Annotated in this window: 22 protein-coding genes; 11 read left to right on the forward strand and 11 right to left on the reverse strand. The window is 60.1% G+C overall.

Features of this window, described 5'->3' with window-relative positions; translation table 11 throughout:
- Positions 1 to 7: 7 nt before the first annotated feature.
- On the reverse strand, positions 8 to 316 hold the full coding sequence (locus PQQ95_RS26465; RefSeq protein ID WP_408442621.1) for a helix-turn-helix domain-containing protein: 309 nt from the start codon (positions 314 to 316) through the stop codon (positions 8 to 10).
- 275 nt (positions 317 to 591) lie between these two features.
- Here PQQ95_RS26465 and PQQ95_RS26470 point away from each other — a divergent pair, with 275 nt between their 5' ends.
- The 4 genes from PQQ95_RS26470 (at position 592) to PQQ95_RS26485 (ending at position 4510) form a co-directional block, all read left to right on the forward strand.
- Positions 592 to 1116: a Rha family transcriptional regulator gene (locus tag PQQ95_RS26470; protein ID WP_408442623.1), complete on the forward strand. Its 525-nt coding sequence runs from the start codon at positions 592 to 594 to the stop codon at positions 1114 to 1116.
- 72 nt (positions 1117 to 1188) lie between these two features.
- A complete protein-coding gene (locus PQQ95_RS26475; protein WP_408442626.1) occupies positions 1189 to 1557 on the forward strand; it encodes a hypothetical protein in 369 nt (122 codons plus the stop codon).
- Positions 1554 to 2189, forward strand: coding sequence for a glycoside hydrolase family 19 protein (locus PQQ95_RS26480; protein ID WP_408442628.1), 636 nt, complete (start codon positions 1554 to 1556; stop codon positions 2187 to 2189). Before PQQ95_RS26475 ends, PQQ95_RS26480 begins: the two co-directional genes overlap by 4 nt.
- A 56-nt stretch (positions 2190 to 2245) precedes the next feature.
- Complete coding sequence (locus PQQ95_RS26485; RefSeq protein ID WP_408442631.1) at positions 2246 to 4510, forward strand: glycosyl hydrolase family 28-related protein; 2265 nt, start codon at positions 2246 to 2248, stop codon at positions 4508 to 4510.
- A gap of 55 nt (positions 4511 to 4565) precedes the next feature.
- Here PQQ95_RS26485 and PQQ95_RS26490 read toward each other — a convergent pair whose 3' ends face one another.
- Entirely contained in the window at positions 4566 to 5219 is a 654-nt protein-coding gene (locus tag PQQ95_RS26490; RefSeq protein WP_408442634.1) for a class I SAM-dependent methyltransferase, read from the reverse strand.
- A 206-nt stretch (positions 5220 to 5425) separates the two neighbouring features.
- Here PQQ95_RS26490 and PQQ95_RS26495 point away from each other — a divergent pair, with 206 nt between their 5' ends.
- From PQQ95_RS26495 to PQQ95_RS26510, 4 genes are all read left to right on the forward strand, one after another.
- Complete coding sequence (locus PQQ95_RS26495; RefSeq protein ID WP_408442637.1) at positions 5426 to 5974, forward strand: hypothetical protein; 549 nt, start codon at positions 5426 to 5428, stop codon at positions 5972 to 5974.
- Positions 5971 to 6174 carry a hypothetical protein gene (locus PQQ95_RS26500; protein WP_408442639.1) on the forward strand — a complete coding sequence of 68 codons (204 nt, stop codon included), beginning with the start codon at positions 5971 to 5973 and terminating at the stop codon, positions 6172 to 6174. Before PQQ95_RS26495 ends, PQQ95_RS26500 begins: the two co-directional genes overlap by 4 nt.
- Before the next feature lie 66 nt (positions 6175 to 6240).
- Complete coding sequence (locus PQQ95_RS26505) at positions 6241 to 6690, forward strand: hypothetical protein (protein ID WP_408442642.1); 450 nt, start codon at positions 6241 to 6243, stop codon at positions 6688 to 6690.
- Positions 6690 to 7076 carry a DUF1353 domain-containing protein gene (locus PQQ95_RS26510; protein WP_408442645.1) on the forward strand — a complete coding sequence of 129 codons (387 nt, stop codon included), beginning with the start codon at positions 6690 to 6692 and terminating at the stop codon, positions 7074 to 7076. The genes PQQ95_RS26505 and PQQ95_RS26510 overlap by 1 nt, the downstream gene beginning before the upstream one ends.
- Before the next feature lie 322 nt (positions 7077 to 7398).
- On the opposite strand, the gene PQQ95_RS26515 is transcribed toward PQQ95_RS26510, so the two are convergent.
- The 4 genes from PQQ95_RS26515 to PQQ95_RS26530 all read right to left on the reverse strand — a co-directional run bounded on the left by PQQ95_RS26515 (position 7399) and on the right by PQQ95_RS26530 (position 8785).
- Positions 7399 to 7665, reverse strand: a complete 267-nt coding sequence (locus tag PQQ95_RS26515; RefSeq protein ID WP_408442647.1) for a hypothetical protein — start codon at positions 7663 to 7665, stop codon at positions 7399 to 7401.
- A gap of 301 nt (positions 7666 to 7966) precedes the next feature.
- Positions 7967 to 8305, reverse strand: coding sequence for a phage protein NinX family protein (locus tag PQQ95_RS26520; RefSeq protein WP_408442649.1), 339 nt, complete (start codon positions 8303 to 8305; stop codon positions 7967 to 7969).
- Complete coding sequence (locus PQQ95_RS26525) at positions 8302 to 8520, reverse strand: hypothetical protein (RefSeq protein ID WP_408442652.1); 219 nt, start codon at positions 8518 to 8520, stop codon at positions 8302 to 8304. Before PQQ95_RS26525 ends, PQQ95_RS26520 begins: the two co-directional genes overlap by 4 nt.
- A complete protein-coding gene (locus PQQ95_RS26530; protein WP_408442655.1) occupies positions 8507 to 8785 on the reverse strand; it encodes a hypothetical protein in 279 nt (92 codons plus the stop codon). Before PQQ95_RS26530 ends, PQQ95_RS26525 begins: the two co-directional genes overlap by 14 nt.
- An 86-nt stretch (positions 8786 to 8871) precedes the next feature.
- Between PQQ95_RS26530 and PQQ95_RS26535 the strand changes: the two genes are divergently transcribed.
- Entirely contained in the window at positions 8872 to 9552 is a 681-nt protein-coding gene (locus PQQ95_RS26535; protein WP_408442657.1) for an SOS response-associated peptidase, read from the forward strand.
- A 127-nt stretch (positions 9553 to 9679) separates the two neighbouring features.
- Here PQQ95_RS26535 and PQQ95_RS26540 read toward each other — a convergent pair whose 3' ends face one another.
- The 3 genes from PQQ95_RS26540 to PQQ95_RS26550 all read right to left on the reverse strand — a co-directional run bounded on the left by PQQ95_RS26540 (position 9680) and on the right by PQQ95_RS26550 (position 14647).
- Positions 9680 to 13159: a DEAD/DEAH box helicase gene (locus PQQ95_RS26540; protein ID WP_408442659.1), complete on the reverse strand. Its 3480-nt coding sequence runs from the start codon at positions 13157 to 13159 to the stop codon at positions 9680 to 9682.
- 203 nt (positions 13160 to 13362) lie between these two features.
- The gene (locus PQQ95_RS26545; RefSeq protein WP_408442662.1) at positions 13363 to 14142 is read right to left on the reverse strand and encodes a DeoR/GlpR family DNA-binding transcription regulator; all 780 of its coding nucleotides are present in this window, start codon (positions 14140 to 14142) and stop codon (positions 13363 to 13365) included.
- Between the two features lie 97 nt (positions 14143 to 14239).
- Positions 14240 to 14647, reverse strand: coding sequence for a type II toxin-antitoxin system MqsA family antitoxin (locus PQQ95_RS26550; RefSeq protein ID WP_408442806.1), 408 nt, complete (start codon positions 14645 to 14647; stop codon positions 14240 to 14242).
- Positions 14648 to 14834: 187 nt separating this feature from the next.
- Here PQQ95_RS26550 and PQQ95_RS26555 point away from each other — a divergent pair, with 187 nt between their 5' ends.
- Both PQQ95_RS26555 and purU read left to right on the forward strand, forming a co-directional pair.
- Complete coding sequence (locus PQQ95_RS26555) at positions 14835 to 17339, forward strand: GcvT family protein (RefSeq protein WP_408442664.1); 2505 nt, start codon at positions 14835 to 14837, stop codon at positions 17337 to 17339.
- Positions 17340 to 17356: 17 nt separating this feature from the next.
- Positions 17357 to 18235: a formyltetrahydrofolate deformylase gene (purU, locus tag PQQ95_RS26560; protein ID WP_408442667.1), complete on the forward strand. Its 879-nt coding sequence runs from the start codon at positions 17357 to 17359 to the stop codon at positions 18233 to 18235.
- Positions 18236 to 18321: 86 nt separating this feature from the next.
- Here purU and PQQ95_RS26565 read toward each other — a convergent pair whose 3' ends face one another.
- Entirely contained in the window at positions 18322 to 18867 is a 546-nt protein-coding gene (locus tag PQQ95_RS26565) for a cytochrome b (protein ID WP_408442670.1), read from the reverse strand.
- Positions 18864 to 19952, reverse strand: coding sequence for a catalase family peroxidase (locus PQQ95_RS26570; protein WP_408442673.1), 1089 nt, complete (start codon positions 19950 to 19952; stop codon positions 18864 to 18866). Before PQQ95_RS26570 ends, PQQ95_RS26565 begins: the two co-directional genes overlap by 4 nt.
- Positions 19953 to 20031 lie beyond the last annotated feature (79 nt).

A 20031-nucleotide genomic window follows, 5' to 3' on the forward strand; every position in this document is an offset into this window, starting at 1 on the left:
CAGGCGCTCAGTCCTGCGACTGCGGCGGCTCGCCAACGGTATCCGGGTCGATAACCGCGCCGTGCTCTCGAGCTTCCTCGTACAGTTGTTCGATGGACTCGACTGGCCCTTTCATGAGGCGAAGACGCAGCATCCCGTACATCAGGACATGAAAGCCCATTTCTCGGCTCGTCCCTTTCTTCTCGGACATGGAGATGTACTTGTGGAACTGCTGGCCACCCGCCACTCCGAATAGTTCGGCCATCTGGGCATTCGTATAGCCGAGATTGTCCCTGAGGGCGAGAAGCGCGGCTGGCGTGAGCGGCTTGTAATGCATGGGCGGAATTTCCCAATGCGCGACCGAGCGCGCGAAATGTGACCTTCATGATGGTTCCTTTCGGATGTCGGGCACCGCGGAGTGCTTAGCCCTGTAGACTTCAGAATATCACCCCTAGGGTGAATGTCAAGCATCAAATAACGATCAACTACGGGCCGCCCTTCGAGGCGGCTTTTTTCGTTTACGACTGCGGATAGGTCAGGCCGACCGAACGTGCGCTTCCCGGGCGCACTTCCGCAGTCCCTCATTTCCGGGTATCTGCGGGAGATCCCCCTGTGACTGTTCCTGTTCTCAATTTCCGTGATTTCATCGCCGCCGATGGCGATCAACTCACAACGACATCCCAACAAGTCGCGGCAGTATTTGGCAAGCATCACAACGATTTGCTGAAGCGTATCCGCGCGCTGGCCGCCGAATTGCCCGATGACCGTCTGGGATATTTCGCCGAGACGGTCGAGATGCGCGCGAACCCGAGCGGCGGCGCTGCGATCCCGTCGCCCAGCTACTGCATTTCTCGTGACGGCTTCACCCTGCTCGCCATGGGGTTCACCGGAAAGAGGGCGCTGGGGTTCAAGTTGGCCTACATCGACGCCTTCAATGCCATGGCGGCGTATATCAAGAATCAGCGCGAGGGCTTGCAGTTTGACTACTTGCGCAAGGAGCTCGAATACAAGACACGCAAGGGAAAGATCAGTGCTTGCGCGCGCGAGATGCGTCACTGGCAGGACGAGAAACCAGAGCGACTGGGCGAAATGAATGCCCTGCTTGATCAGATGCAACCTTCACTTTTATCTCACTGAGCCCGGCCAAGCGCCGGGTTCTTTCGTTTACGGCCGCCAAAGAGCGGCCCACCTATCTCTACCGGGGCATCAATGAGCGAGATCGACGTGATCAACGAGCGCTTGCAGAAGGGCGATGAGCGGTTCGCTCAGGTAACAGAGGCCCTGTCGAAAATCACGGTGCATCTGCAAAGTCAGGACGCGACGATGGCCGATCTGACGGGAAAAATCGACAAGGTGGTTAAGGGGACCGAGGACGTCGTATCGATGTGGAACGGTGGCGTGAAAACCGTTCGCTTCTTCTGCCGGCTCGCCGAGTCGTGGACCTTTCTGTTGCGCAAGGTCTTCATCCCCGTAGTCCTTCCCCTCGCCGGTCTATGGACCTTGGCCCGCATCGTCAGGCACGAGGAATTGCCTGAATGGGTGTCCGCTGGGATCAAGTTGCTGATGGCGGTGCTATGAATCTCACCTCCACGATCATCGCCGCCGCCTGCGGCTCAACGCAGCTTCGCGCAGCGCAATGGATTGCCCCGCTGCAAGCCGCCTGCGATCACTTCCAGATCAACACGCCACTACGTCTCGCCGCCTTCCTCGCAAACGTCGGCGTGGAGTCGGCCCGGTTGACTGCGGTCGTGGAGAACATGAACTACAGCGCCGATGGCCTGCTCTCGACATTCCCCAGTCACTTCGATGCAGCCGAGGCGCAGGAATACGCCCGCAAGCCGCCGATGATCGCCAATCGCGTGTATGCGAACCGGAATGGCAATGGCGATGAAGCGAGCGGTGATGGATGGCGATTCATTGGCCGCGGGTGCCTGCAGATCAGCGGACGTCGCAATTACGAGCTCTGCGGAGTCGGCATCGGACTCGACCTGATTTCTCACCCCGAATTGCTCGAGCAACCGGCTAATGCTGCGCTCGCGTCTGCCTGGTACTGGTCTGCCCGCAAGCTGAACACGTATGCCGATGCCGGACAGTTTCTTCAGGTGTGCAAGGTCATCAATCTTGGCAGTGCCGGTGCATCTGGTACGCCGAACGGGTATTCGCAACGGCTCGCGCTCTATGGCGCGGCGAAGCAAGTTTTAAGCGCCTGACTCCCCTCTCGCAACACCAAGCCCGCTTCGGCGGGTTTTCTCTTTGAGCATCCAATATGGCTCTCCCTGCGTCAGTTAAACGTCTGATCAACTTCATTGCTGCGGGTCCCGCAAGCGGTACAGACGTCATCTATACCGATCAGGGTAGTGGTGAGCGGGCGATGACGGCGGCGCAGTTGGCGACGTTCGTTCAGTCAGTCTTTACGTTTTTCGTCGGTGCCGCTACTGGTCTGGTTGCCCGTACGATCATTGCGGAGCTTCTCGACCTTCCAGTCAGTGTGAAGCGGTTTGGAGTGACGGGTAATGGAGCGTCGATAGAAACAGCACTGATTCAGGCCGCGCTCAATTCCGGCAGTTCGACTGTATATTTTCCGCCAGGCGGCTATATTATCGACGCAACACTTTCGCTGCCCGAGACTGTCAAGAAGATTCTCATGGCGCCCGGCGCGACCATTACGCAGACCGTTGATCTGCCGATCTATGCGAAGGCCGGGCAGCTTGTAGGCTCTGCGATTGCGATCAATGGCGCACCCCTGACTGGTGCGGTGAGCGTGAGTGTCAACCCTGGCACATACGGTGGACTAACGACCGATGGTTGGATTTTTATCCACGGGAGCAATCACACGCCTAATGTCACGGCTGGATCGGCTATTGCATGTCTTCGCAAGATTACTCAAGTTGACAGCGTAAATAACGTCATCTTCTTTGATGCAGCGCTGTATCGCGATCAGGGATCAGGGTCTACACGGATGTATCAGGCGACGCTGGGAGGCAAGGTTGTGTTCGAAGGCGGAAACTACACGTCATCCTTGAACCAGACCAACTTCATGACGCTGTTTGATTTCCAGTTATGTTACGCCCCTGACTTCAACGGCGTGACACTCGGTGAAAATGGCGGTCCTGGTATCGCACTGGCGCACTGCGTTGGCGGCTCATTTAATGACTCGCATATTCACGATTTGCTGGACGATGTAACGAACGGTCACACGGGGTACGGCGTGGCATTGCGTGGCGCATGTCGAGGATTTAACTTTGCATCCGGCACCGTCACCAAAGTGCGTCACAGTATCACTACACTGTCGGTATTCCCCACGGGCGGTGGATTCCCGGGCACATTCCTGCCCACCTCGTCTGCCTACCCTGATTTGCAAGGCTCCGGGGAGCCAGAGGCCTGCATCTACGGTCCGAACGTCTACGCATACGACACGACAAGCGTTGCGTTCGACACACACGAGCAAGGCTTCGGAATCACGATTATGCCGAATGCGCACGGCTGTTTTGATGGTGTCGAAATGCGGTGCTCGGATGTGTCAGTGGTCGGCGGTCAATTAATCAACTGCCGTCGTGCCGGTATCCGCTCCGAAATACCCGCATCTAATCCGGTGACCGGAGCAATGACGCTGAATCATAGTGTCCGCGGCACAACGATCAGAAATGTTGGTGTGCAAGGCGTTCAGTCATACGGCGTGCTTTGTGACGCCCCAGGTGCGATCGTTAATATCAACGACATCGATATCAGGGGATATCAAAGTGCCGGCATCGCAACGACTGCGGCAGGCATCGCCGTTAATCTGAATGGTGGCACCATCGACGGCGGTGTAGCGTCAGCACAGGATGGCCTCCAGTTGTTTGATGGAAGCAGTCGTATTCACGACGTGATCATCAAGAACAACAACAACGGCATCAATAATCTGGGTGGTGCTAACGAATATCGGCACGTGAAATTCATTGGCAACACGACGAACGTAACCCCCGCTACCACGACCGACGAACTGAATGGTCATTCGGTTCCGTATGACTTCTTCACGTCGGGGCGCTTCTATGTAAGCGGTGGCCAAGGTAGTCCGTCAACGTCCGGTAGCCTTGGGAATGGCAACTTCCGTGTGTCGCCGTTCTTCGTTCATCAGGCCTCGACCTTCACGGCGATCGGTGCCAATGTCACGGTGGCGGGTTCGAGTGGGGCTGTCATCCGGCTGGGCATCTACGCCGACCTGAATGGTTATCCAAACAACCTGATCATCGACGCTGGGACGATTGATGGAACAAGCGCCACTGCGCAGCAGATCACATTCGGATCGCCGGTGACGCTTGCGCCGGGATTGTACTGGATCGGTGGCGCGATTCAGGGCGCGCCAACGACACAACCAACAGTGACCGTCAACGGAAATGGCTTGCAGACGGTTGGGGCGACGTCGCTTTCTGCCGCCATGTCAGCAACGGCCGGATTTTCTCAAACGGCTACGGGCGCATTGCCAGCGACTTTCATCGCTGGATCGAACGCTGTTGGCTCTACCCTGCGCGTGGCTCTCTGCGCTCAATAGTCCCATAACCACCGTCGCAAATTAAGCCGTCTTCGGGCGGCTTCTTATTGGCGTTTCAGCGGGTAGCGTCAGGAAGGCGCCGATAGGTCACGGTGTCGCTATCCATGCCAACAAATTCGAAGCGTGTGTCGGTGTCCATGAATAGTTGGCAGACCAGTTTCACGTGACGTGTCTCGATCTGCCGTTGATCATATTCGATAGCCGTTGCTGGGCGCTTTGCAGGCGACCACGTCGGTGATTTGCCCAGATACCAATCGTAGTCGTCAAAGATCATGTAGCCACCTGGCTTGCACAGTTCCTTCAGCACGCAGGCTGTCGGCGCATCCAGATGAAAAACATGGCCGCCGTCAATATACGCCAAGTCGAACATAGGCAACCGTTTTTCCACCGCACCGATCGCCAGTTCAAAATGATATCCAGAGTATGTATTGTTGGGTGAACCCCAATTTGCATTGACGTTTGAATACCCGCGTTCGAGAAGATCAGATGCCAGCGCGCGCACATCCTTCTCACGGCTGAAAAGCAGGATCTCTCCACTGTTATTCATTTTTTCGGTGACGGGAAGCGTAGTTGCGCCGATCCCTATGCCTATTTCATAGAAAACTGGATGCATCGGGTTGCTGGCCATAATCGCGTCGAGGTATCGAAGGACGGACTTGTCCGGTCGAGACAGGATCTGATAGGTGGGGTCCGTTAGTTTCTCAAGCATGCATCAATCCCCGAATTAAATAATTTCTTGTGTACCGAGCGAACATTCCGAATGAATGTGAAAGCCAGTTCCATGCCAGTCGTCAGATAACGGGCAGTAAAGGATATTCAGCCGGTTGCTATTAAATGTTCCCCGTAACACCCCGCCACGTTACGCCCCGTTACCCCACACACCGCCTTCGGGCGGTTTTTTGTTTTGGAGCCTTGATGGCCGAAACCCAAAATACACATGAAACGCATCGGACTTTGGCCGAGGACGTCTTTTATCCCGATCATGAGCCGCGCACCGAATCGGCCCTGTTTCGAGCCAGTAAGCACGAGATGAAACAGGAGGGGGGCTATGTCTGCGCCGTATGTGGCGACGATCAAACGGTGGAGTCGCATCATCGATTTTTCGAATGGGCGTACAGCCATGCGATCGACTTTGCGTGGATCAAGAGCGTAGCACTCAACCAGGTCGATACGTTGTGGTCGCACAAGCTCCAGCGCGCCGTGCCGATCCCAAAGAAGCACCCGGTGTGGGATTTGATCCGGCTGACGCAGGGCTTCGATTGGGATGCGTTCGACGCTTCGCAACCAGAGACATTTGTGGACAGTGTCTACAACCAGCTACCTCTTTGCGAGCTTCACCATCGCGGCAAAGACCACGGTCGCCATGAAGAGACCGATCCCGTCTGGAACGTCCAGGCATTTCTCATCAAGGGCTTTGTGTATTCGCCCGACGAACTGAAAGCACTTCACAAGGAGCATCAATGAATTCGACGCCCATGCAAACAGCCACGGTCGGCACGGTCACTGGCGCCGTTCTGACTCTCATCTCGGCATTCGTCAAGCATTACAACATCGACCTGGCTCCTGATGCGCAGGTTTCGATTGCCGTAGGTCTGGTCGCTGCGGCGCATTGGGCCGGTCAGCAGATTGCAGCACGTTCCGCACCCAAAACCACCGCTCAGTAATTCCCCGCCGCAGCAAACCTCCGGACCTCACCTCCGGACCTCTGTACCAAACCTCTGGAGTTCCCCATGAAGAATATCCTCACCGCCTTCGCGGTGTGTCTCGTCACGCTTGCTCTCGGTGCATGCACCGTCGCTCAGCAACAAACCATCGATGCGGTGGCGGCCAATGCTAAAACGCAAGTCTCGCAAGCCTGCACGATTGTTCAGCCCGTACTGCTCAACCTGAGTGCATCCATGCCGGGTGACGCCAATCTAGCGCTGCTTACCGCTGACAATGGGAAACTCTGCGCCGCAGTGGTCGCACTCGACGCCACCAGTGTGCAAAACCTAATCAACACGGTGATTCCGCAAGCAATCGGACTGGTTGCACTGTTGCCGATCGATGCGGCCACGGGGAACACGGTCAGGATTGCACTGGGCGCAGCGTCGCTCGCTTTGTCGAACTGGCTATTGGTGTATGGCGCACCGGCTGTTGCTCCAACGCCCGCATCGGCTCCGATTGGCGCGAGTGCGTAATGAGCGCTTTCCTGTCCGACCTTCAGGTCGAACTCGTCAGCGACGCAACAAACAGTGGGCGCGGAACATGGCGCCTGACTGCGCCGCTGGTGTATCAGTCGGATGTGGCAAAGCGGACGTTCACGGTGCCAGCGGGGTTCGAGACGGACTTTGCAAGCGTACCAAGGGTCGCGCTGGCATTCATGCTCTGTGGCGATTCTGCTCATGCGGCCAGCGCTGTGCACGATGCGCTTTACACCTATCACTGGGTGCCGCGGAGCGTGGCTGATGCCGTCCTGCGCGAAGCCGCTCTGGTGTCTGGTGTTCCTGCCTGGCGCGCGTTTCTGCTTTGGAGTGGAGTGAGAATCGGCGGCGGTGGCTCGCATTGGAGCAACGCAGCCGCATAAAGCATTATCCCGTCCGAGGCTTCGGCCTTGGGCGCACCACTCTCAGCCGGCCTTGGGCTGCGCGTCAGTCTACTGCCACCCTCACATATATCGTTTGACCACTCGCTTCGACAGTGAAGTGCGTAAAGTAACCGGGGGCCGGATCGAATGGGACGCCTCTAATTCCGACTTGATATACATCGTAGGGCGCTCGCCGCAACTCGTTCGTGATCTTGTTGCAAGCATAGCGAGCCGCGCCTTCATCTAGATCGGGGCACGCTCGCTTGACGCGCTCCATGAGTTCCGGGAAATAATTTTCTCCGCGGTTCGGCATCACTCCCTCCTATCGATTCGCCCGCACAGCATCGCGGATGTGGTTCTCGCGGGGTTTGTTGTCGTCTGGCTCGTGAAGTGCATGAACGAGCCCACCAAACGGCAGTGGGTCGACTTGCTGCACCTTATAGCGCCCGCGGTTCTCGATGCCGTCAAACTCGACGTGCGTGATAATGTGCAAATATCCATCAATCACTACTTCCTGACCCGACCGCGCCAAAGCTATGACGCCATCGTATGCATCGCGGCCATAGATTGTTGTCCATCCATCGCTCATCCCCTCTCCTCTCGCCATTGGCGATGATCAATCAGCCCGCACTAGCGGCGCGCCAACCACTACAGCCTGCCCCTTCGATCCGATTTGCAAGCAGAGGCGAGACAAAAACAGATCGTCGTTGTCATATCGAACTCGCCACCTATCAACCTCGTCCGGACCCTCGTCCGGCAAGTAGATCACTCGGCCGCGCTCCTTCGAGGTCGGATGCTCGATCTGATCGCCTTCGTGAATCAGCCTTCCCGCGAAGTCAGGCCATGGTGCTCGCCTCATCCCCTTCCTCCCAGCCTACGCAAGTAGCGCTTCAGTCAGCCGATCCCGGCACTTCTTCGCCGAACTTTGAAGCAACGTAGGCGCGCATGGCGGCAATCAATGGCGTCGCCCCTTCTTCGTGCCGCATGTATTCATCTTCAAGACGCTTGGCATACCACATTCCTTCTGAATTGCATTCAAGCTCTATCCGCTCGCGCTCAATGAACGGGCCACCCTGCGCCCAATCAATCGATGGTTGCCACTCATTCTTGAATCCATTTTCGGCCCATTCGCCCGTAAGGGAGGATGGCACATCATCTCGCGATGCATAACCCAAAGCCCGCGCGACCCAGTAGTCGAGTAACTCGCCCTTCAGCTCGCTTACCTTCATCCCCCCTCCCGTTCAGGCGATAGGCCAAGTCCCAAATCATCATAGCAGCGCCTCGCCGCTTCAAGCTCGGTATCGCCCATCCAGTACTGGTCATCGTTTGACCTGACGCCACCCGGACCGACCGTGCCGACGCAGGCAATAAATTTGTTGCCGAGCTCGGCATCAACGATATGCCCGACGACGATGCCCAGGGCCTTCAAATCATCCAGAGTCATTGGTCCCTCCTTTGTCCATTGCCCCATCGCGCCAGCCTTCTTCCAGCAGAATCACCCTGAGATTTTCCAGGGCCACCAGATTCCCACCGACGTCCGCTTTCCAGCACTTGTCGATTACGGCATGCAGTCGCTTGATCTCCTGCATCACGCGACGCGTCCGCTCAATCTCAAGAATGAGACAGCGGACCTCGCGATCACCTTTGCGCTCAACCCATAGGCGGCGCAAGTCGTAAATAGTAGGAATTTCGAAGTCAGGAAGTGCCATTGCAAAACCCTGTATATCCATACAGTGTAACAAGGATTCTGCGGACCGCATCTGGCACTATCATGGGAACATCCACGGAGGTTTCCATGTGTACAAACTACCGGCCGCCAGAGGCAGACCTGTTCGAAGCGTTCACGGATTTCCCGGCGCCGCGGTTCGACTATCCTCGCGAGACGTACAAGGATTACGTCGCGCCGATCCTGAGGCTGAACGACGGCGAGCACAGTACGGACCCGGCGACGTTCGGGCTTGTCCCGTACAGGCACATACCGGCGCACATCAAGAAATTCGACACGATGAACGCCCGCTCGGAGACGATCGGCGAAAAGCGCAGTTTCAGCGGAGCCTGGAAGAAACTGCAACTTTGCCTGATTCCGTGTGCGAGCTTCTATGAGCCGAACTGGGAGACGGGCAAAGCGGTACGGTGGCAAATCGGCGTTGAAGGTGGCCGACCATTCGCAATCGCGGGACTCTGGCGCGCGTGGGACGATCCAGACGGCCCGTCGCTGTCGTTCACGATGCTCACGGTCAACGCCGATGAGCATCCGCTCATGAAGCGATTCCACCGACCCGGTGCCGAGAAACGTTCCGTCGTGATCCTGCGTCCTGAGGAATATGGAGACTGGTTGGGTGCACGTTCGACCGACGAGGCGAGGTCATTCCTGAACCTGTTTCCGGCTGCTGAGATGGTGGCTGAGCCGAAGCCGTTGCCGCCGAGGAAGAAAAATTCATCGGGTTCAGCGTCAGATCCAGCGTCACTTTTTTGACGCAACCCTACCAATAAAGGCTCAGCACAATCCTTTAAGGATTGTTAGATCGTTTTGATTGAAACCAGACCTTTGACCCATTGGCAGGAAATTCAGCCCTTGGGGGTATAAACGCAGCCCGCACCTTTCACCTGCTGCTTTCAATCTCCGGCATCGGTGCGAATAGCGCATCCAGATCGTCGTCCGAGAACTTGGCAGCGCCGGCGGCGTCTTCGGAAAGAATGCTGTCGGCGAGTCCCGCCTTCTGCTCCTGCAACTCCACGATCTTTTCTTCGATGCTGCCGGCGGCAATCAGCTTATAGACGAACACGGGCTTGTCCTGCCCCAGCCGATGCGCGCGGTCGGTCGCCTGATTCTCGGCGGCCGGATTCCACCATGGGTCGTAGTGAATCACGGTATCCGCGGCGGTCAGGTTCAAACCCACGCCGCCCGCCTTCAGACTGATCAGGAACAACGGTACCTCGCCTTGCTGGAAACGCTCGACCGGCGTGATGCGGTCCGTCGTGTCGCCGGTCAGGATCACATAGGGAATCGCGGCTTCCTCGAGCGCTTCGGCAATCAGCGACAACATGCCGGTGAACTGCGAGAACAGCAGCACACGCCGTCCCTCCTCGATCAATTCAGGCAGCATCGACAGAAGCAAATCGAGCTTGGCCGAGCGGGTGGCGCGCGCGCCCTTTTCGCCCTTTTCACCCCTTTCCACCCTTTCCGCTTTGCCGCGCTTCTCGCCCGGTTCGCCCGGCGTCTCGTCAACCTTGATTTTCCGCACGAGGCGCGGATCGCAGCAAACCTGGCGCAGCTTCAGCAAGGCATCGAGCACGATAATGTGGCTGCGCGCGAGACCCTGCGCGCTGACCGCCGCCCGCACCCGCTCCTGCATCGCCGTACGCACCGTTTCGTATAGATCGCGCTGCGCGCCTTCCAGATCGACCGAACAGACGATGGTGGTCTTGGCCGGCAATTCCTTCGCGACCTCGTCCTTGCGACGGCGCAGCATGAACGGCCGGATGCGGCGCGCCAGCAGCGCACGGCGCACGCCGTCACCGTTCTTCTCGATCGGATTGCGCCAGCGTTTGGTGAAGTCTTTCTGGCTGCCGAGAAAACCCGGCAACAGAAAGTCGAACTGCGACCACAGTTCGCCGAGGTGATTTTCCAGCGGCGTTCCCGTCAGGCACAGCCGATGCCGCGCGCGCAATCCGCGGATCGCCTGCGCGGCTTTCGTGCTGGCATTCTTGACGTACTGCGCCTCGTCGAGGATCAACAGATGATAGTCATGCTCGGCGAGTACTTTCTGATCGCGCCAGAGCAACGCGTAAGTCGTGAGAATCAGTTCGTGCTCGCCGATCAGCTCGAAACGCTCCTTGCGTTGCGGCCCGTTCAATATCAACACTTTCAGTTCGGGCGCGAAGCGCCGTGCTTCCTCGCGCCAGTTGTGCACGAGCGTGGTCGGCACAACGATCAGCGCCGGACGATCGAGCCGTCCGGCTTCTTTCTCCGCGAGAATGTGCGCGAGCGTTTGCACGGTCTTGCCAAGACCCATGTCGTCGGCCAGCACGCCGGCCAGATCGTGTTCGCGCAGAAACTGCATCCAGTTCAGGCCCTGCTGCTGATACACGCGCAGTTCCGCCTTCAGGCCGCGCGGCACCGGCACCTCATGCAAACCCGGCCCAGCCTGCAAACGCTGCGCCAGTTGACGAATCGAGTCGTCGCCCTGGAATTGCCAGCGGCCGGTGCTGTTCAATGCTTCGAGCCGGCCCGCATCGACGGAAGGCACGCGCAGCGGCGCGCCGTCGGCCAACGTGCCGCCCAGTGCGTCGAACAGGTCGACCAATACGCGCACCACCGGCTTCAACCGGTCGGCGCGCAGGCGCAGACGCTTGTTTTCTTCGGTCTTCAACTCGATCGGCTCGTCGTCCGCGATGGCCTCGAGTGCGCCGCCAAGCCAGCGCCGGTCACGGCGGAACAGATCGGCAAGCAGCGGTTCGAGCCGAACATTGCGCTCGCCGATGCGGATGCCCATCTCCAGATCGAACCAGCCATCGCCCGCTTGCTGCGCGGTGCCGTCGATCGCGTCGATCTCGATGACGTTGTAGCGGAATTCCGGCGCCATCGTCACGCGCCAGCCTTTGCTCGCGAGCTCCGGCACGGCGTCGTTGACGAAGGCGGACCACGCTTCGGCATCGGGCAAGCCGAGCATTGTGTCGGGCAGAAGCCGCGACGCGTAAATGCGGCTGGTCGGGACTTTCTGCAGCCCGGTCTTGCGCAGTTCGAGCAAGCGCTTCTTCTCGGCTTCGTAGCGTCGGCGGATATGGATGACGTCGCCGCCCGGCATGGGCACCAGCGTGACGCTGCTGTCGACATTGATGCTGACGCCGTCGTAGTCGAAGCTCACGCCAGCCAGCTCGACCGCCTCGGATTTGCGCTGGCCCACCTTGGCCGCAGACGGCAGCGCATGGCTATTGAGCGTCAGCACCGGCACGGGGTCGACGTCGATCACGCGAATCGACGAGGCGTCGTGCGTGGGCGGCAGCGGCAGATCGGGCGCGATCTCACGCAACACCGAGGCGACGAGCGGCGCTTCGGCGAGCGAGATCGGCGGCATGGCGAGGTAATCGGGCAACTGCTGGAACGGCAACGACGATTCGACGATGCCTGCTTCATTCGCGACGCCGTCCACATACCAGATCGGCTCGGTGGGCAACACCATGGTGGCGCGCGGCTCGGTGCACAGGACGGGTCGCAGACGTTCGTCCACCAGCGGCTCCCATTCGATCCGCCCGGGCCGCTCGGCGCCGAGCGACAGTGGTGCCGGCTCCGAGCGGCCTGGCGCGGGTTTGAACTCGAAAAAGAGGCGCCCCGTGGCGATCAGCTTTTGCAACATCTCCGCGCCACTCGTACCGCGCAGAATGAACTGGCCGAAATCCTCGCGTGAGCGCCCCAGCCAGAGCCCGCGCAGGATCGACAGGTCTTCGTCGGAGACGAATTTTGGTTGCTTCAGCAGGGCCGCTTCCACGTTGCCCCAAGGCTCGTCGACTTCGACAATCTTGCCATCCGGATTGCAGCGCGCCCGATACAGGACGACCTCATGGCGCATGTGGAACCTGGACCAGTTCAGCAGATAGGCCAGCGTTTGGGTCCGTGCGGCACTCGCCTTCTGGGCAACGGCATCGGCGGCTTCGGCGCGCGCGCGAAAACGCTCGAGCCAGCTGACCAGTTCGGGGCGCACGCCGGACGGCGCCTGGAGTGCCGATCCGGACGGCGTCCGCGGATCGCCAGTGGACGGGTGTTCATCGGAGCCCATGTCGACGTGGGTGATGTGGTCCATCTCGTCGTGATACTCGAGCTCGGCGAACAGCAGCGCGGCGACGTGCTTGCAGTTGCGGCCGACCGGGCAGCTGCAGTCGCCCTGCGCCCACGGCGACCCGCCGTCGGTGCGAAATCGCACTCGCGTGCGGTAGGGCTGATGTTGCGTGCCTTGCACATGGCCACTGAGCGTGTCGCCGCGCCACTCCACCTTCGTGACTGCGCCGACCGAGCGCGCCTTGGCGACGGTGTGTTCACCCAGCCATTCCGTAATCCGTTCCCGATCGAAGAAAACTGACGACATCAGGGTCCATTCCTTTTCAAGCCGGCGAAGGCGCCTGGGCACAGACCCAGAAGCGGCGCGGCAGGCGATGAATGGCGACTGCCCACGCAGTTTCGGTCCCGCATAGATTGCCCGTGGTAACCCGCCATTTTACGCGTTGGACGCAATCGGCTGTGGAGACGGGCTCGAAGGCGGTGCAAGGAAGAGGGACGGCGAGGCTTCGCTCAGCGCGCAGGATTGGCAGATGCCCCGACGCTCACTTCCAGCCCGGCTGCGGCGAACACCTGAGCGAGCGCGGGCGCCGGGGCTTCATCCGTGATCAGCAGATCGACCGAATCAGGACCGAAAGCGTGTACCAGCGCGCTATGGCCGAATTTCGCGTGATCCGCCGCGACCACGCGCCGCTCGGCCTGCGCGAAGGCTGCGAGCGAAAACGCCACGTCGGCGGGCAGCGCGTCCATAAAACGGCCCTGCATATCGATCGCGGTGACCGAGACGATGGCATAGCGCACGTGGAACTGCCGCAGAAAAGCAAGCACGCTGTCACCCACGGCAGCGGAGTCGTCGGCGCGCAGTTCGCCCCCCGCAATGAACACCCGGTTGCCATTGCGCGACGCCAGCACGCGGGCGACTTCGATGGAATTGGTCACCACCGTGAGCCGCGAGCGCGCGGTGAGCGCCTGAGCGATATGCAGGCAGGTCGTCCCGCCCTCGAGAATCAGCGACTCGCCGTCCCGCACCAGTTCGCTGACGCGCGCGCCAATCGCCTGCTTGCCCTCACGGCTTGCCACCATACGCCGCTGGAACGGTGGCTCGTCGAGACGCTCGGGCAGCATGATGCCGCCGTGAACCTTGATGAGCAGACCATCGGCGATCAGCGGCTTGATATTGCGACGAATGGTTTCGTCGGAAACCTCGAAACGGCCAGCCAGATCGGTGATCGTGCAGGTGCGCTGCTCGCGGACGAGTCGCAGGATTTCGGCTTGGCGTTCAGTGGAAAACATAGGATGGCAGCAAAGATAACCGCGCCCAGTCTAGCAAACACCTCATCATTCACCAAGAAATCCCAACTCACCTCCATATGAACCCACATACGACACGCTAAAACTCAGCCGCTCTCACTTCCGCCAGCAACTCCGGATGCCGGTCCAGCACCTTCAACAGTTTGATAAGCGCGAGCGGCGGCCGGGTCTTGCCATTCTCATACCGTGAAAAAGCGTTCACCCCTCCGCCGAAAATTTCCGCTGCCTCTCGCTGATCCAGTTCAAGCTTCTTACGTACGGCAGCAATGAATGCGGGATCCACTTGCGATGCATTCACCTCCTTGTTGAAGGCCAGCATCATTTGACCCGTGCGGGTCGCCTCGTCCATGCCGAGCACTGCCTCGTCGCAGGCCGGGCAGTAGTCGCCAGTGACGGCCTCGAAGACGGCCGTCGCCCCCTTGTAGACATAGCGCATATCGCGCGTATCGCGCACCAGTTCGGCCGCGCCACAGTTCGGGCATTTCATGCTCACAACTCCTTCAAGTTCCAATCGTGCCTCCTCCCAAACATTAACCTACTTGGTTATAAAAAGGTAGTTGCGGCGGCGCCAATGCATCCATCGCATCCTTTGATCCCAAATCAGTCCAATCGATCGTTGCTTTTTGCCAAATTTTGTTGCAATCTACGCACATCAATTCAACCTAATTCCACACATGTCCACACCCATCCCAACCCACGCCCGCGTCGTCATCATCGGGGGCGGCATCATTGGCTGCTCGGTCGCGTACCACCTCACCAAACTGGGTTGGACCGATGTGGTTCTGCTCGAACAAGGTCAGTTGTCGTGCGGCACGACCTGGCACGCGGCCGGCCTCGTCGGCCAACTGCGTGCGCAGGAAAGCATGACCAAACTGATCCGCTACTCGACCGCCCTCTACGCCGAACTCGAAGCCGATACCGGTCTCGCGACCGGCTGGAAGCAATGCGGCTCGCTCTCGGTAGCCCGCACGGCCGAACGGATGACGCAACTCAAGCGCACGGCCGCCGTCGCGCGCGCCTACGGCGTGGCATGCGACGTGATCAGTCCGCAGGAAGCCGGCGATCTGTGGCCGGTGATGCGCACCGACGACCTGCTCGGCGCCGTCTGGCTGCCCGGCGACGGCAAAGCGAATCCCACCGATCTGACCCAGGCCCTCGCCCGCGGCGCCCGCACGCGCGGCGCACGTATCGTCGAGAACACTCGCGTCACAGCAATCCACACGCGCACCGCGCTCGAAGACAAGGCAAACGGCACGACAGGCGCACGCGAGGTCAGTGGCCTCGCGTGGCGCAACAAGGACGGAGAAGAAGGCACGATCAGCGCGGATGTTGTCGTGAACTGCGCGGGCCAGTGGGCCAAAGCGGTCGGCCGCCTGTGCGGCGTGACCGTGCCCCTGCATTCGGCCGAGCACTACTACATCGTCACCGAACGCATTGCCGGCGTGCATCCGGACCTGCCGGTGATGCGCGATCCAGACGGCTTCATCTATTTCAAGGAAGAAGTGGGCGGCCTCGTCATGGGTGGCTTCGAGCCGAACGCGAAGCCGTGGGGCATGACCGGCATCCCGGACAACTTTGAATTCCAGTTGCTGCCCGACGACTGGGATCAGTTCGAAATCCTGATGGAAAATGCGCTGCAGCGCGTACCGGCGCTCGAAACAGCGCAGGTGAAACAGTTCTACAACGGCCCGGAGTCGTTCACGCCTGACAACAACTTCATGCTCGGCGAAGCGCCGGAATTGCGGCGCTTTTTCGTCGGCGCGGGTTTCAATTCGATGGGGATCGCATCGGCGGGCGGCGCGGGCATGGCGCTCGCCGAATGGATCGTCGCGGGCGAACCCACGATGGACCTGTGGCCGGTCGATATCCGCCGCTTCGCGCGCTTTAACGGCAACGACACCTGGCTGCACGACCGCGTGAAGGAAACCCTCGGCCTGCACTACGCGATGCCCTGGCCGAATCGCGAACTCGATACCGCGCGCCCGTTCCGCCGCTCGCCGCTCTACCCGATGCTGCGCGACCAGGGCGCGAGTTTCGGCAGCAAGATGGGGTGGGAGCGTCCGAACTTCTTTGCGCCGAGCGTGGCTGAAGCGAAGATCGACTACGCCTTCGGTCAGCAGAACTGGCTGCCGTGGAGCGGCGCCGAGCATCGCGCCTGCCGCGAAGGCGTGGCGCTGTTCGACATGACCTCGTTTTCCAAATTCCTCGTGAAGGGGCGCGATGCCGAGAACGTGCTGCAAGGCATCGTCACCAACGACGTGGCCGTGCCGACCGGCACCACCGTCTACACCGGCATGCTCAACGAGCGCGGCACCTATGAGTCCGACTTCACGCTAACCCGTCTGGCCGACGATCAATACCTGATCGTCTCCGGTTCGGCGCAGACCACGCGCGATTTCGACTACATCGAAAAATCGATCCCACACGACAAACACTGCACGCTGGTCGACGTCACCGGCCAATACGCAGTGCTGGCGGTGATGGGCCCGCGCTCGCGCGAGCTGCTGCAGAGCATCTCGAAGGCGGACTGGAGTCATGCGGCATTTCCGTTCGGCCAGAGCCGCGAAGTGGATATCGGCTATGCGACGGTGCGCGCCACGCGCCTCACCTACGTCGGCGAACTAGGCTGGGAACTGTACGTGCCGGTTGAATTCGCGGCGGGTGTCTACGAGACGCTGCAGGCGGCGGGCCAACCGTTCGGCCTCGTCAACGCAGGCTATTACGCCATCGATTCGCTGCGCATCGAGAAAGGCTATCGCGCATGGGGCCGTGAACTGACGCCGGACTCGAATCCGTTCGAGGCAGGTCTCTCGTTCGCCTGCAAGCTCGATAAAGACATTCCGTTCCGCGGCCGTGAAGCCCTGCTGAAACTGCGCGGGCAGCCGCTGCGCCGGCGCATGGTCGTACTCACCGCCGACGGCGCGGCCGATCACATGCTGTGGGGCGGCGAGGCGATCCTGCGCGACGGCAAGCCCGTCGGCTTCGTCAGCTCGGCAGCCTTCGGCCATACGTTCGGCTGCCCGGTGGCAATGGGCTACATCAACAATCCGGACGGCGCCGCGGACACGGCGTATCTGGGCAGCGGCCGCTACGAGATCGACGTGGCCGGCGACCTCCTGCCTGCCACCGTGCATCTCAAAGCGCCCTACGACCCGCGCTCGGAACGCGTCAAAAGCTGAACGAACCGGAACCGCTCATGCCACACCTTGAAAACAGCTACATCCTGAAGCTGTCGTGTCCCGATCAGCCGGGTATCGTGCACGCCGTTTCGGCCGCGTTGCTCGAAAGCGGCGCGAATATCGTCGACTCCGCGCAGTTCGGCGACCGCCGCACCGAGCGCTTTTTCATGCGCACCCATTTTCAGTTGCAAGCCGGTGGCGGCGGCGCGATCTGCGACGATCTGCGCAAGCAGTTCGAACCGCTCGCACAACGCCTGGACATGCAATGGCAGATCGCCGACGCATCGCACAAACCGCGCGTCCTGCTGATGGTGTCGAAGATCGGACATTGTCTGAACGATCTGTTGTTCCGCTATCGCACCGGACAACTGAACATCGAAATTCCCGCGATTGTGTCGAATCACAAGGATTTCTATCAGTTAGCCGCGAGCTACAACATTCCGTTCCATCATTTCCCGCTCCTGCAGTCGACACCTGCGGCGAAGGCCGCGCAAGAAACGAAGATCTGGGAGGTGGTAGAAGAACATGCAATTGATCTGGTGGTGCTTGCGCGCTACATGCAGGTGTTATCGGCGGACCTGTGCGAGAAGCTAGCCGGCCGCGCGATCAACATTCACCATTCGTTTCTGCCAAGCTTCAAGGGCGCCAAGCCGTACTATCAGGCTTACGACCGCGGCGTGAAACTGATCGGCGCAACGGCGCATTACGTGACGACCGATCTCGACGAAGGACCGATCATCGAACAGGCGGTTGAACGCGTGGATCACGCCATGGATCCCGACGAGCTGACGATGATCGGACGCGACGTGGAATGTGTCGCCCTGTCGCGGGCGGTCAAGTGGCATCTCGAGCATCGGGTGATCCTCAACGGACATCGAACCGTGGTGTTCCGCTAACACCCCGTCAAGGTCGATCAGCAGGGTCCGCCCCTGCCCTACGACACTGCGCCGTCCTCGCCGGAAAGACGGGGGCGGCGCATCCTTCATGCCCGGCGTGCGCCGCGCGCCATGCTCGAAAACACCCCATCGCGGCGGATCAAGCCGTGAAACAGCGCAGCGGCGAGATGACCCAGCACGGTCAGAAATAATGCAAGCGCCAGATACGTGTGCAAGGCACGCAGCAAGGCATAGAGCCGAACGTCGTGCGGTACGATCGGCGGCAAATGGATCGTGCCGAACAGCGTAACCGGGTAACCCGCAGCCGACAGCATCGACCAGCCGATCAGCGGCATCGCCAGCATCAGCGCATACAGCACCCGATGCGACAGTTTGGCGACGCCACGCTGCAGCGCCGGCATATCGTCCGGCAGCGGCGGGCTGCCGCGCTTGAGCCGCACGCCAATACGCAGCAGCACCAGCAGCAGTATCGCAATGCCGAGCGGACGGTGAAGTGCGATCAATGTATCGTGCGCATGAGAAACCGTCGCGACCATACCGATCCCGACGAACAGCATCGTGAGAATCAGCAAGGCCATCGTCCAATGCAGCAGTCTCTGTAGCGGGCTGAAATGTGCATGCGTCGACGTCATGACCGGCCTCCGTTCGGCTGTGGGTGGTGCAGATTGGGGTTGAGCGCTTCTTCGCGAGTGCGCCGGTTGTACGAAAGCGAATAGGCTGCAGAACGCGCCGCGAGCAACGGATCGTCCGAAGGCTGGATACCGGTTGGCAGCACCGTGGGATCGAAGTTGACATCGCCGCATGGACCGTCGTCCTGCGAGGTCTCGTGTTCGATCACGAGCATGCCCGCATCCACCTGCTGGCGGCCGGCAGGCCATTGCAGCGTGGCGTCGTTGACGGGATCGCCGGGTGCGGCCACCGTCACGATCAGATGCCAGCGCAGTGGACCGTCTTGCAGCCGCTGGGCGAGATCGGCCTGGAGGAAGTTCTTCTCGTTCTTTTGTGCATCGGTGATCGGTGCAAATGGTGTTTCCGGGACCATTGCCCAGCGCACGGCACGGGCCTCGCCATTGGCGTCCACAAAGCGGAAGGCATTCACGCTGTAGTACGACCCGTTGGCGAAACTGGACGACGGCGCATGCCCCTTGACCCATGCCTGAAACGGCTGCGTTTCCGGATTGGCTGCGTAGAACGCCTTGAGCGCTGCGGGGTTGGGCTTACCGGTGGCCGGATCGGGTTTCGCGGCGACGAGTTGTTGATAGAACTGCTCGGGCGTATGAACTGGGAACACGGGCACCGAGTTCATGCCGGTGCGCCACTGTTCGCCATCATGCTGTGTGAACATCAAGGCGAGACTACGGATCGGCACGCTGGTATCGGGCGCAGACGGATTGCCGCCTGGAATCGCGAAACGGCCGATCACCGGCGTTTGCCCCGGCGCAAATACGCTCGCGCTCGAGAGGGCCGCGGCATTGCCGTTGCTGTCGAAATAGCCGGACACGCACACGCCTTTCGCATGATTGCGGCGAAAGCCCGGATGGCTGCCGTTGTCGGTTTCGAAGGCATTGATGACACGATGCGGGGTCAGGCGCTGTGGCGTGAGCCAGCCGGCCACGTAGGCGAAACCGCCTGCCATGACCAGCACGACCGCGCCGATCGCGGCGAGCCGGCATGGCACACATATAGGTCCAGCGTTAGGAACGGATGGTTTTGTCACGACAACTCCTTCTTTCGGAAAGACGCACTTACCGGCTAACACCCGATTCGGCGATCTATTCCATTCGATATCCGGCGCG

This window comes from Paraburkholderia caffeinilytica (assembly GCF_046030355.1).
Lineage (GTDB): Bacteria > Pseudomonadota > Gammaproteobacteria > Burkholderiales > Burkholderiaceae > Paraburkholderia > Paraburkholderia caffeinilytica_B.